Annotated in this window: 13 protein-coding genes; 6 read left to right on the forward strand and 7 right to left on the reverse strand. The window is 32.5% G+C overall.

What is annotated here, in order from left to right:
• Positions 1-20 precede the first annotated feature (20 nt).
• The gene (locus tag NQ499_RS13545) at positions 21-860 is read right to left on the reverse strand and encodes a hypothetical protein (RefSeq protein ID WP_259848553.1); all 840 of its coding nucleotides are present in this window, start codon (positions 858-860) and stop codon (positions 21-23) included.
• Between the two features lie 373 nt (positions 861-1,233).
• Between NQ499_RS13545 and NQ499_RS13550 the strand changes: the two genes are divergently transcribed.
• The 6 genes from NQ499_RS13550 to NQ499_RS13575 all read left to right on the forward strand — a co-directional run bounded on the left by NQ499_RS13550 (position 1,234) and on the right by NQ499_RS13575 (position 5,770).
• Positions 1,234-1,692, forward strand: coding sequence for a hypothetical protein (locus NQ499_RS13550; protein WP_155812834.1), 459 nt, complete (start codon positions 1,234-1,236; stop codon positions 1,690-1,692).
• Between the two features lie 372 nt (positions 1,693-2,064).
• Entirely contained in the window at positions 2,065-2,835 is a 771-nt protein-coding gene (locus NQ499_RS13555) for an AlbA family DNA-binding domain-containing protein (protein WP_259848554.1), read from the forward strand.
• A 211-nt stretch (positions 2,836-3,046) separates the two neighbouring features.
• A complete protein-coding gene (locus tag NQ499_RS13560) occupies positions 3,047-3,196 on the forward strand; it encodes a hypothetical protein (RefSeq protein ID WP_259848555.1) in 150 nt (49 codons plus the stop codon).
• A gap of 117 nt (positions 3,197-3,313) precedes the next feature.
• Entirely contained in the window at positions 3,314-3,529 is a 216-nt protein-coding gene (locus tag NQ499_RS13565) for a transposase (protein WP_259848556.1), read from the forward strand.
• On the forward strand, positions 3,519-5,132 hold the full coding sequence (locus NQ499_RS13570) for a hypothetical protein (protein WP_259848557.1): 1,614 nt from the start codon (positions 3,519-3,521) through the stop codon (positions 5,130-5,132). Before NQ499_RS13565 ends, NQ499_RS13570 begins: the two co-directional genes overlap by 11 nt.
• Before the next feature lie 197 nt (positions 5,133-5,329).
• On the forward strand, positions 5,330-5,770 hold the full coding sequence (locus NQ499_RS13575) for an HTH domain-containing protein (RefSeq protein WP_155812583.1): 441 nt from the start codon (positions 5,330-5,332) through the stop codon (positions 5,768-5,770).
• A 279-nt stretch (positions 5,771-6,049) separates the two neighbouring features.
• Here the strand turns inward: NQ499_RS13575 and mnmE are convergent, their stop codons facing one another.
• The 6 genes from mnmE to rpmH form a co-directional block, all read right to left on the reverse strand.
• Positions 6,050-7,381, reverse strand: a complete 1,332-nt coding sequence (gene mnmE, locus NQ499_RS13580; protein WP_022424775.1) for a tRNA uridine-5-carboxymethylaminomethyl(34) synthesis GTPase MnmE — start codon at positions 7,379-7,381, stop codon at positions 6,050-6,052.
• A gap of 2 nt (positions 7,382-7,383) precedes the next feature.
• On the reverse strand, positions 7,384-8,715 hold the full coding sequence (locus NQ499_RS13585) for an MATE family efflux transporter (protein WP_006504668.1): 1,332 nt from the start codon (positions 8,713-8,715) through the stop codon (positions 7,384-7,386).
• Between the two features lie 62 nt (positions 8,716-8,777).
• Complete coding sequence (locus NQ499_RS13590; protein WP_006504669.1) at positions 8,778-9,377, reverse strand: Jag family protein; 600 nt, start codon at positions 9,375-9,377, stop codon at positions 8,778-8,780.
• 5 nt (positions 9,378-9,382) lie between these two features.
• Entirely contained in the window at positions 9,383-10,264 is an 882-nt protein-coding gene (locus NQ499_RS13595; protein WP_006504670.1) for a YidC/Oxa1 family membrane protein insertase, read from the reverse strand.
• A 2-nt stretch (positions 10,265-10,266) separates the two neighbouring features.
• Complete coding sequence (rnpA, locus tag NQ499_RS13600; protein WP_006504671.1) at positions 10,267-10,605, reverse strand: ribonuclease P protein component; 339 nt, start codon at positions 10,603-10,605, stop codon at positions 10,267-10,269.
• 40 nt (positions 10,606-10,645) lie between these two features.
• The gene (gene rpmH, locus NQ499_RS13605) at positions 10,646-10,780 is read right to left on the reverse strand and encodes a 50S ribosomal protein L34 (protein WP_006504672.1); all 135 of its coding nucleotides are present in this window, start codon (positions 10,778-10,780) and stop codon (positions 10,646-10,648) included.
• Positions 10,781-11,285: the final 505 nt, after the last annotated feature.

An 11,285-nucleotide genomic window follows, 5' to 3' on the forward strand; every position in this document is an offset into this window, starting at 1 on the left:
GTTTTTAAGTTTGTCTTTTTTTATACGTTTAGATTGATTTTTGTTTCACACTTCATTCCTTTAAATAAAATCAATACTTCAGCTATATTCAATACTATTATCGATAGACATACACTTGAGAAAGAGATTCTAGCATCTACATACATATACGATATGTAATTAATGAAACTAATATGAAAAATAACTCCTATAACACTAGCAACAGCAATCGCAATAAACGTCATAATGCATATTTGTATGAATTCCATTTCCTTGAAATGCTTGATAAAACTTAAACAGTAAGGAATATTTGAAATCGTTGCAAGAAACGTACTGACTATAATATTTTTGACAAGAATATAAACAAGAGGATTTTGAATTCTTAATAGATCCAATAAAGCTCTATTATCATATCTTTGAATAAGATCATAGACTGGTATTCCCCATCGGTTATCAAATCCTACAGTAGGGTAGACAATATATGAAATAAGTAGATTAATTAATCCCGAAAATAGAACCACGCCAAATACGATAATAAAATTTGCTATGAACTTTGAGAGATAATATTCTTTCTTATTTAGACGAGTGATGATCATTGACTGCGTTCCATTTTTTTCTTCTTTCCACTTACTAGATGAATAAATCATCATTACAATAAGTGGTGATAAATATTCAAAAACACTCATAATAGGTCTTGCCTTAATGCTGATATACATGGAATTATCAATATAAGACCTGATAAATAAAATATTACGACCATAATCCTGGAAACAATTCAAAAAAATACTTATTAGACTTATTAAAAGTATTGCTGCAAACAAAACTTTGAACTCAATCTGATTCACTGCGTTCTTTATTTCAATTCTGACTTGTTTAATCATAACTATTATGTCCCCCTTTTATATTTCATTCTCATAATAGTTATAACGTAAAATTATAAAAAGAAACGGCTCAAATTACTTACAAAAATATTAAGAATTACTTACTAATTATTTGTATAAAAACGTTCTAGTTATTCTTATGACAGAGTGCAGTGTATTACTTCTAAACCTGAATAATAACTCTTGAAAAATCAACATATTATTCTATAATCCCGTTTTTGACAGTTAGGTATATAAAAAAGGGAGAAAAGTGCCTGTTTAAGGGCGTTTTTCTCCCTTTTAAAATTGTTGTATGGGAAGATTCTTATGAAATATTTTTGATTATTTTTTAGTTCCTTGGGCTGATAGTATTGTTTGTCGAGATCCAACCTGAATGTCTCATTTAATGCATCATATATCGAGTTACTTAATAGTAAAGATCATGGTTGTTCACCACGTTCATATTCTTCATGTTCTCTATTATCTCATCGGTGGTGAAGTATCTGCCGCTTCTATTGAGCTTGATCTCAATTATCCTTTGGATAAGAAGTGCAGTGTAGCATGTCATGAAGTGAGCGATTATTTTGTCGTCTCTTCTGTGATTTACTGGTCTTGCCTTGAAATTTGTATTAAGGACTCTGAATCAGTCTTCTATTCTATATCTCTGGGAATTAATCCTAATGATTTCTTTAGCGTTATCTTCTGCATCAAGATTGGTAGCTACTGCATAGAATCCATCAAACTTCTCCTCATCGATAAGGAGGTGATGTTAGTTGCTTTCCAATTTAGTAGTATCTGTCATGGCAGGTGTTTTAGTTTATTACATATGCAAATGGTTGGACAAAAGATTTAAACGATAAGTAGCCTAGTGATAAGTACACTCCAAAGAACTAGAAAAGGTAAGGAGCACCATTCCTTACCTTTTCGTTTGATGTTAATTGCATCCCAATCTGCAATCAAATTATAGCATCTAGTATTTTAATATGCAAGTTGATTTAAAAATTCAATTTAGCTTAACATTACATCTCTATCTTCACTAAAATAAAGCATAACCTACATGCTTGTAAGCTAAGAAATTAGCTAAGAAATCTGATGTTAAGCTTAATTTGATGATCTAGTAGCAACATTTTTCTTAAACTTTGCGTTTATCTTTAGTTTATTTAAAGAAAATTCTTAATATCTTGAGTATATATTAGTGAATAGAAAATTAAGGAAGGTACTTTGAATGAGAATAAATGATCTAGTAGGTGAAACAACAGAATATGACAAGAAATTAAAGGTTGAGTTGAGAAAACCAAAAAGCTGGTGTAAGAGTATTAGTGCTTTTGCGAACACATTAGGTGGCGCATTAATCTTTGGAGTATCTGATGAAAATGAAATCATTGGATTAGATAATCCAGTTAAAGATGCAGAAAAAATTAGTGAAATAATCAAAACTAAGTTAAATCCAATTCCAGAATTTAAAATGTCTTTTCGTAAAGTAGAAGATAATATTCTAATTATTTTAGAGGTATTTAAAGGTGATGAAACGCCTTATTACTATTATAATGATGGATCTTTAGAAGCTTATATACGAATTGGAAATGAGAGTGTTAAAGCCTCTCCTACGGAACTTCAAAGATTAGTATTACGAGGCCGTAATAAATCATATGATTCACAAAAATCTATGTATAAAATAAGAGATTATTCTTTTTCAAAACTAAGGGAAAGATATAAGAAGTGGACAGGTTATAGTTTTGACGAAAAGAATTTAATATCATTTGGATTGGCTGATGAGGAAGGTTATCTTACTATAGCTGGTTCTTTAATTGTAGATGATAGCCCTGTACATCATTCAAGATTATTTTGTACAAGATGGAATGGTTTAAATAAAAGTAGTGGTGTTTTAGATGCACTAGATGAAGCAGAATATGAAGGTAGTGTTATAAATTTGTGGCGAAAAAACCACACGCTTGCGTGTGGGATGAAAGCCACATTTCACTTGATAAATACTTAGAAAAATGATATATAATCTATGTATATTAAAGTATAGAAAGTAAACAGATCATTAGTAAAAGTAACTATGATATAAGCATACATACAACACAACAACCATCACTGTAATCAGAAAAATCCTAATAATGTTGCACATATAGCGAACAATAATAACCATGCAGAACAGTGTAATCCTAATAATTCAGCATATCATTCAAGTTGTGGAAAAAGTAATGGCACGAACTAAAAGTGACAATGTACAAATAAATATCTCCATTCCTGCCGGATGGAAAACAGAACTTGAAAACCTTGCACGTATCTATTCTGCTGAGGAAGGTGAGAGTATCATATTTCTTGACTTGCTTCGTATTGAAAATATCTGATACAGTATCACATCATTAGGTATTCTAAATTCATATTTCTGGTATTAAAAGGTAATGTAGAGGAAATATTGAAACAGATATCACAGAAAAATCTATTACCACATTAAGGCTCTTGAAGTGAAGCCTGACCATATACATGTCTTTGTAGATGTACCACAAACTGCTGCTCCCTGTGATGTTGTAAGGACTTTTAAAGATATAAGTGCTATTGAACTATTCAAGGCATTTCCACAATTAATACAATCCTATGCAGGATGCGGTATTTTATGGTCTAGAGGATATTTTGTATCTACAGTAATCAAGTATATTAAGGAGCAGAAAAATGATAACTGATAAAGAGCATAAAAGACATCTTAAACAATTTCATAAACTTTCTGACAGGCATATCCTGGCTGTAGAAACCGATATGTCTTATTCTGATGTACTTAAAGTAGTGGCTCTTTCTGATAAGATACGCAAAGCTGGTAATGAGCTTATCGGTATTATGAGAAAGAATTATAACCAGCTTATGCGTACAAAGAGATACCGTAAATTACTGTTTCTGTATGGTAATTCTAAAGATAAGGATAAACGAAAAACTTATGCTGAACAACTTAATGAAATGCAGAAAGCTTATAATATTACATGGGAATACTGCAGAACATCCATGATTCCAATAGGTAAGAAATATGGTGTAGACGCTGTATTTGCTCTGACTAAAGCCGAAGATATATGGCGTGGCATGGAAAAATGCCTATATGGTAATGGTAATGTTTTACATTTTTCTAAATACGGAGAACTGCCTTGTATTCGTGCAAAGCAGATTAATCGTGGTATACCTATATCCGTTACAGATAATAAACTTCATTTCAAGCTTGGCAGGATGGTATTTGGAATACAAATAAATGATAGATTTCAACAGGATGAAGTAGATGCCGTTTTATCATATCTTGCCGAATCTGAGATTTTGGATGACAGGGCTGTTAATACTCTTATTAAAGATGGCTGTTGCATAGATACATACAGACCCTGCTATGCTACGCTTGTTCCCAAGATGATAAGAGGTAAATACAGAGTATATTTACATTTAACCATCGAAGGCAAGGCAAAACCTAAATATGATAGATTTGGCAGTCCAAGACATAAATATGGCAAAGGAATGATTGGTGCTGATATAGGGACACAGACAGTTGCTTATACATCTGATACTGAGGTGGGCTTGAAGAATCTTTCAGAGCGTGGCAACAGTATTCAAACTTCTGAGAGAAAAGAACGTCTGCTTTACCGTGCTATGGACAGGTCAAGACGTGCAACTAATCCGCAGAATTATAATGATGATGGTACTGTTAAAAAAGGCCGTAAGACTTGGAGATATTCTAATCATTATAAGAAATTAAAAGAAAAACATTCTAAATTATGTCGTATCAATGCCATAAACAGACAGCTTGCAATAAATGAAGACGCTAACCATTTAAGAAGTCTTGGAGATGTATTTATCACAGAACCTAAAAATGCAGGCAGGCTTATGAGACGAGCCAAAGAAACTACGATCAATAGTAAAGGCAAGTTTAATAAGAAAAAGCGTTTTGGCAAGTCTATAAAGAATAGATGTCCTTCTGGGTTTCAAACTGCTGTAGAACAGAAATTCAAGGTATCAGGTGGTATATATATTGAAGTATCTAATGATTACAGAGCAAGTCAATATGATCATACTGTTGATGACTATATTAAAAAGAGATTATCTGACCGAATGTATAAGCTGCAAGATGGTACTGAGGTACAAAGAGACTGGTATTCATCATTCCTATTATACTGTTACGACTACAGAACCAAAGATATAGATAAAAGCAAATGCATTTCTGAATTTGATAAGTGTTACAACAAAGAAAAAGCCCTAATCGAATGGATTAAGGTTAACGAGATCAAGGTATTAAATAGCGGAATTAAGATAGCGTAAAACATATTCAGGGAGATTGATTATACTTCCTTACGAAAGTAGAAATTTACCGTTAATGTGGTCGTTGGACTGCTTGGTAATGAAAGTTCTGATTCAAATAGATTTACACTTGTAACTCCAAAGTCTGAAAATGATGTACGATTACAAGCTACACTTGGCAATCGGAACCCCAGGGCTTGCCCGTGGGAGTAGTCAGTATGCCAAATCTTAATTATTGTGATAAAAAGGAAGACAGTTTAAATGACCAAAATAGGACTGATGACATAATAAATGACACATTAAATGTTCAAAAAGGTGCTGATGACATAATAAATGACACAATAAATATTCAAAAAGGTGCTGGTGACATAATAAATGATCAAGATGGCACCAATCACAAAATAAATACTCAAGATGGTACTGATAACATAATAAATCATCAAAGTGATGTGAAAGATGAGATAGAACTAACTATGGAAGAAATAAAAATACTAGAAATAATGAAAAATAAACCAGACATTACAATTAAACAATTAACAGTAATATTGTCAGGTATTAGTAATAGAACAATTACAAGAAATATTGTTATATTAAAGAAAAAAGGACTTTTAGAAAGAGTTGGTTCAAGGAAAAAGGGTTATTGGAAGGTTAAACGTTAAATTAAAGGAGGAAAAAAACTTGCTTCATTTGTACTTACCATAGACCTATGAGACAATCTAATTATACTCATTCCATTCATTTGCTTTAATAAACCTTTAATAAAAACAGCTGAATTCTTGACAAAAATTCATAATTTCATATAATCTATTTGAAGGTAGAAATACCTTATCAGTACGGCTCCTACCGCCACAAGAGTAGGGCGTTAAAGTATGGAAGGGAGAAAACCTTCCTTTTATTTTCAATAGAAAAATCCTCTAGGCCATACCTAGAGGATCTTTTTACTTTCCTATACAAAATCTCTTAAACAATTCATCAAGTAAATCTTCTTTAGCCTGTTCACCTAAAATCTCTTTTAAGTTCTCCCAGCTATCATATAAATCAGTCACAATCAAGTCTGTAGGAATACCATCCTCCATTGCCTGAATCGCAACATTTAATGACTGTGAAGCTTTCTCTAATAACTGTACCTGTCTTTGATTCGCAAGTACCTGTGCCTGAGAATTAGTGATAGCACTAAAGTCAAACTCATCTTTAATATGTTGAATGAGTTCATCTATATGATTCTCTTTAGCACTAATATGAATACCTTCTGTATCAATCACACAGCCCTTATCAGATTTATTGATTAATACAATTCTATTTAATCCTTCAGTACGTTCTAATAGTTCCTTATCTTCTGCCTCTATTGGTCTAGAACCATCTAATACAACTAGCACTAAATCAGCCTGATCAATTAAAGATAAAGACTTCTTAACACCCATATGTTCAATCTTATCTTCTGTTTCTCTAATACCTGCTGTATCAATCATATTCAATACAATATCATTTAGACGAATAGAACCTTCTACTACATCTCTAGTCGTTCCTGCAATATCAGTTACAATTGCTTTATCTTCTTCTAATAATGCATTCAATAAACTAGACTTACCTACATTAGGTTTACCTACAATGACAGTAGAAATACCATCCTTTATTAAATGCATGTTTTTAGAACGATCAAGAATATCATCCATCTTCTTTCTTAAAGATACAGAACCAGGTAACAGTTTTTCAGCTGTTAGTTCTTCTATATCTTCATATTCTGGATAATCAATGTTTACTTCAATCTGAGTAATAATCTTAATCAGGTCTTCTTTTAAGTCTTTAATGAAGTTTGTGATATTTCCCTGTATTCCTTTTAATGCGAGTTTAGCTGCCTGATCATTATTCGCTGTAATTAAATCACTGATCGCTTCTGCCTGGGATAAATCAATACGTCCATTTAAGAATGCACGCTTAGAGAATTCTCCATGCTCAGCCATTCTCGCTCCTTTCTTTAAACATAAAGAAAGAACTTTATTCGTAATAAAGACACCACCATGACAGTTGATTTCTACCATTTCTTCACCAGTAAATGTATGTTGTCCACGATAGATAGATATAAGTACTTCATCTACTTTCTCTTCACCATCGACAATATAGCCATAAGAAATAGTCTGAGACTTCTTATTTAGATTACCTGTAAAGAAGCTCTGAACAAAATCAATACACCCTTTACCTGATATACGAATAATAGAAATAGCGGCTTCTAATCGAGATGTCGCAATAGCACAAATAATATCATCATTCATCGTCATACCTCCTTAAGTGTTCTTTTCTTATACTTATAGAACCAAATAAAATTAACCAGACCTTTAATAATACCTGAGAAAGAAATAACCCACCAGATACCATTTAAATGGAATGTGTTTAAGATTAATAAAATAGCCGGAATACGTCCTAGAGTGAATATAATGCTGGTGATAGAAGGAGGAATTGTTTCTCCTAATCCACTAAAGGCTCCAGAAATCATTAATTCTAGAATCATAAATGTCTCTGATAGACCCACTATACGTAAATAGTTCTCTCCAATTTGCGTTACCATTAAATCATCAGTAAAGAAGCCATAAATCACATGAGGGAAGAAGACCATCAAGCTTGTACATACAATACCCCATAGTATAGAGAATACCAGCATTGTATGATATCCTTTTTCTACACGATCATACTTACCAGCTCCATAGTTCTGACTAATGAAGGCATTAATAGATGTCTGGAATCCAGTCGCCATACACCAAGAAATGTTTTCTACCTGTGTACCTACCTTCTGTGCTGCAACAGCTGCATCTCCAAACTCAGCGACAAAAGCAGCCACTACCATTGAACATACAGAAAATAACATGCTCTGTAATCCTAATGGAAAACCAATTCTAAGTATATTCTTATAATAAATCTTTGAATAAACCTTCTTCAATGAAATATGTTTAAGTAGTGTATTCTTCTTAAAGTTATGTCTCATAAATAATAGGAATACAGAAACTTGAGCTAATACTGTCGCAAGTGCTGCACCTACAACACCTAGATCACATACAAAGATAAAGAATGGGTCTAGGATAATATTTAATAACAAACCAACACTATTACACTGGAATGGTGTCTGACTATCACCAGAGGCATTTAAGATACCTGTCATAATAATATTTAAGAAGTTAAAGATAATCAAACCGCATGTAATACGTAAATAGTTAATAGCCTGATTAATAGTGGCTTGTGATGATAATCCAAATAAACCAATAAAGAAACTTGAAAATACAACTGTACAGAAAGAGAATAATAGTGCGAATATAATCCCTAACTGAATAGCCGATGAAGCATAATCTGTAGCTGCTTCTTGATTACCTGCACCTAATGAATGTCCTGTTTTAACTTGTCCACCCTGTGTCGCAATCATTGCGAGGCCCTGCGATAACCAGCTAAACATACCTGCTACACCAACTGCTGCAATAGAGGAAGCACCAAGTTTTCCAATCCAAAGCATATCAATCAGTGCATAGGCCATTTCTAGAAATGATGTACCAATAATAGGTAGTGTTAATTTTATAAGAAGAGGGACAATACGTCCTTCTAATAAATTCAATTTTTTCATGTGCATCTCCCTTCCTATCCATTCTATCAAAAGAATTTAAAAAAAAGAAGGCAGAGCCTTCTTTAATCAACATAATAAATTTCTAAGTAACGGTTTTTACCTTCACCGTGTGACTGTGTTGCAAGATGTGGCATTTCTGCAATCACCTGATGAATTACTTTTCTTTCATCAGCTGGTAGAGGATCTAACTTCATATTGATCTTAGAATGTTGTACTTTCTTACCAAAACGTTTAGCCATTGCAGCAACCTTCTGGTATCTCTGTTCTTTATAACCATTGATATCTACAGAGATTTCAATACGCTGTTTGAACTGAGTATTGACAGCACTCTTAGTAATGAAGTTTAATGCTCTTAAAATAACACCATTCTTACCAATCACAACTGAATTATTACTTGTTTCTACATTACAGTAGATACGATCGTCCTGTTTGAAGACAGTAGTCTGTGTTTCGAAACCTAAAGAACTTAATGTTCTTTCTACGAACTGACCTATATATTCTTCAACCATAGATTCACACCATCCAGCAATAACAACTTTCTTACTGAATAACCCCTTATGAACTTCAACAACCTCATAATGGAATTCTTCTGGTGTAATACCTAAGTCCTGACAAGCATGATTCAATGCTTCTTCTTCTGTTTTAGCTTCATAAGTATTCATAATGATTACCTAATTACATGAGTGTCTTTCTGATTTTCTTGCTTTTCAATATACTGAATCTGAATAAATACTGTTCTAACTACAGTAATTAAGTTTGTAGTAATCCAATAGAATGACATAGCTGTTGGCATGATTAAACCAAAGTAGATGATCATTAATGTCATTACGATATTCATAGTCTTCATCTGGTTCTGCTGAGCAGAAGGTTTATACTTCTTGTTTCTCTTCAACATTAAGTTGTTGATTTCGATAGCAAAGAACTGAGATAAAGCCATAACTAAAATAACAACAATATAAATGAATTTACCACTAGTAATCTGAGATAAAGGTGTTAAACCTAAATTCATACCAAATGCCTGTGATGTATACAAGATCTGGATTCTCTGAACAGCACCATACATTGCGAACATGATAGGTAATGTTAAGAAAGTCCATAATGAACCAAACATAGAAACGTTATTTTTCTTGTATAAGTTCATAATTTCATTCTGCATACGCATCTGACTAGTCTGATCATTCTTACCACGATATTTGTTCTGGATTCTTTCCATTTCTGGCTGAAGCATCTGCATCTTCTGTGTAGAAATAGTAGACTTGATCATAACTGGTAAGATAATCAAGTTGATAAGAATAGTCATTAAGATGACACCCCATAAGACATTACCTGTCCATGAAGTGATTAATAGGATTCCCTTTGCGATAGGAATTGTAAGAATAAAATCAAAAAATCCTGCCTTTAGTGACCATGGTGTTGATTCAGTGATAGCACGGCTTGCTAATAAATGACCGCTCTTGTCAACATTACTTGTACACCCTGTAAAAATGAACACTAAAGCAATCACCGCAAAGATCTTTAAGTACTTCTTTGTACGAGGATCTAATACCATTTTTACTTCTCCATTCTTTTTTTCATTTTTAAATATAGATTTTGAAGAGATTTCTTGTTCTGTTCAAAATCATTCTGAGAATAGGGTTTTCTAACAATCAGAATGTAATCATTATGGTCTTCTTTTGTGAACAATTCATGAACCATCATTCTTACTTGTCTCTTAGTCTTGTTTCTGGCAACGGCATTCCCTATTTTCTTACCGACTGATAAACCAATACGCATATGCTCTAGATCATTAGGATTCCAATATAAAACAAACTCTCTATTCGCTACGCTTTTTCTTTTCTTTATAATGGTTTCAAATTCAGTACTTTTTTTTACACGTAATTCTTTTTTCATATTTCTTTTAGAAAAAAAACCACATTAAAGTGGATTTTTTTTAGGCAGATAATACTTTTCTTCCTTTTTTACGACGTCTAGCGATAACTTTACGTCCACCTACAGTTGCCATTCTAGCTCTGAAGCCATGAGTCTTAGCTCTTTTTCTTTTATTTGGCTGATATGTTCTTTTCATTCTTTTTACACCTCCAATATGTAGCTACTTTTTTTATACTACATAACATATGCAGTGTCATTATATGGGAAATACTATTTTAAGTCAATATTATTTATAAGAAATTTTGGCTTATATTCAACAGTTTTTGCTTCTTCACAGCTATTTTCCACACTTCATTCCCCATCGGAATTTATTCATTCACATATTGTGTAAAACCATCATTTTTCTCCTATATAACATATTTTTTTATGTGCACAATAATCTGAATAAGACGTGAATAGAGGAAATACCGCACATATATGCACATAAAACATGGTGCAACACTATTTTTTAGATATTCTCAATTTTTGTGAATAAGTGTGAAGAATTCAAAAAATAGCGTTAAGTTCACAATAAAAATGTGAATATCTCGTGAAAAAGACTCTGAAAAACGTATGAATAAGTACTTATTCACCATTTTTTGTGCACATCATTACTGTGAATAGTCAATATTCACTAGTCTTTATTCCCATTTTCTTTTATA

It is taken from the genome of Catenibacterium mitsuokai (assembly GCF_025148785.1).
Lineage (GTDB): Bacteria > Bacillota_I > Bacilli_A > Erysipelotrichales > Coprobacillaceae > Catenibacterium > Catenibacterium mitsuoka.

Excerpts from the sequence above, each read along its gene's own strand:
- rpmH (WP_006504672.1), bottom strand. The coding sequence starts at position 10,780 with ATGAAAAGAACATATCAGCCAAATAAAAGAAAAAGAGCTAAGACTCAT.
- NQ499_RS13595 (WP_006504670.1), bottom strand. The coding sequence starts at position 10,264 with ATGGTATTAGATCCTCGTACAAAGAAGTACTTAAAGATCTTTGCGGTG.
- NQ499_RS13590 (WP_006504669.1), bottom strand. The coding sequence starts at position 9,377 with ATGAATACTTATGAAGCTAAAACAGAAGAAGAAGCATTGAATCATGCT.
- NQ499_RS13560 (WP_259848555.1), top strand. The coding sequence starts at position 3,047 with ATGGCACGAACTAAAAGTGACAATGTACAAATAAATATCTCCATTCCT.
- NQ499_RS13550 (WP_155812834.1), top strand. The coding sequence starts at position 1,234 with ATGTCTCATTTAATGCATCATATATCGAGTTACTTAATAGTAAAGATC.
- mnmE (WP_022424775.1), bottom strand. The coding sequence starts at position 7,381 with ATGAATGATGATATTATTTGTGCTATTGCGACATCTCGATTAGAAGCC.
- NQ499_RS13555 (WP_259848554.1), top strand. The coding sequence starts at position 2,065 with ATGAGAATAAATGATCTAGTAGGTGAAACAACAGAATATGACAAGAAA.
- NQ499_RS13545 (WP_259848553.1), bottom strand. The coding sequence starts at position 860 with ATGATTAAACAAGTCAGAATTGAAATAAAGAACGCAGTGAATCAGATT.
- NQ499_RS13585 (WP_006504668.1), bottom strand. The coding sequence starts at position 8,715 with ATGAAAAAATTGAATTTATTAGAAGGACGTATTGTCCCTCTTCTTATA.
- NQ499_RS13575 (WP_155812583.1), top strand. The coding sequence starts at position 5,330 with ATGCCAAATCTTAATTATTGTGATAAAAAGGAAGACAGTTTAAATGAC.
- NQ499_RS13570 (WP_259848557.1), top strand. The coding sequence starts at position 3,519 with ATGATAACTGATAAAGAGCATAAAAGACATCTTAAACAATTTCATAAA.
- rnpA (WP_006504671.1), bottom strand. The coding sequence starts at position 10,605 with ATGAAAAAAGAATTACGTGTAAAAAAAAGTACTGAATTTGAAACCATT.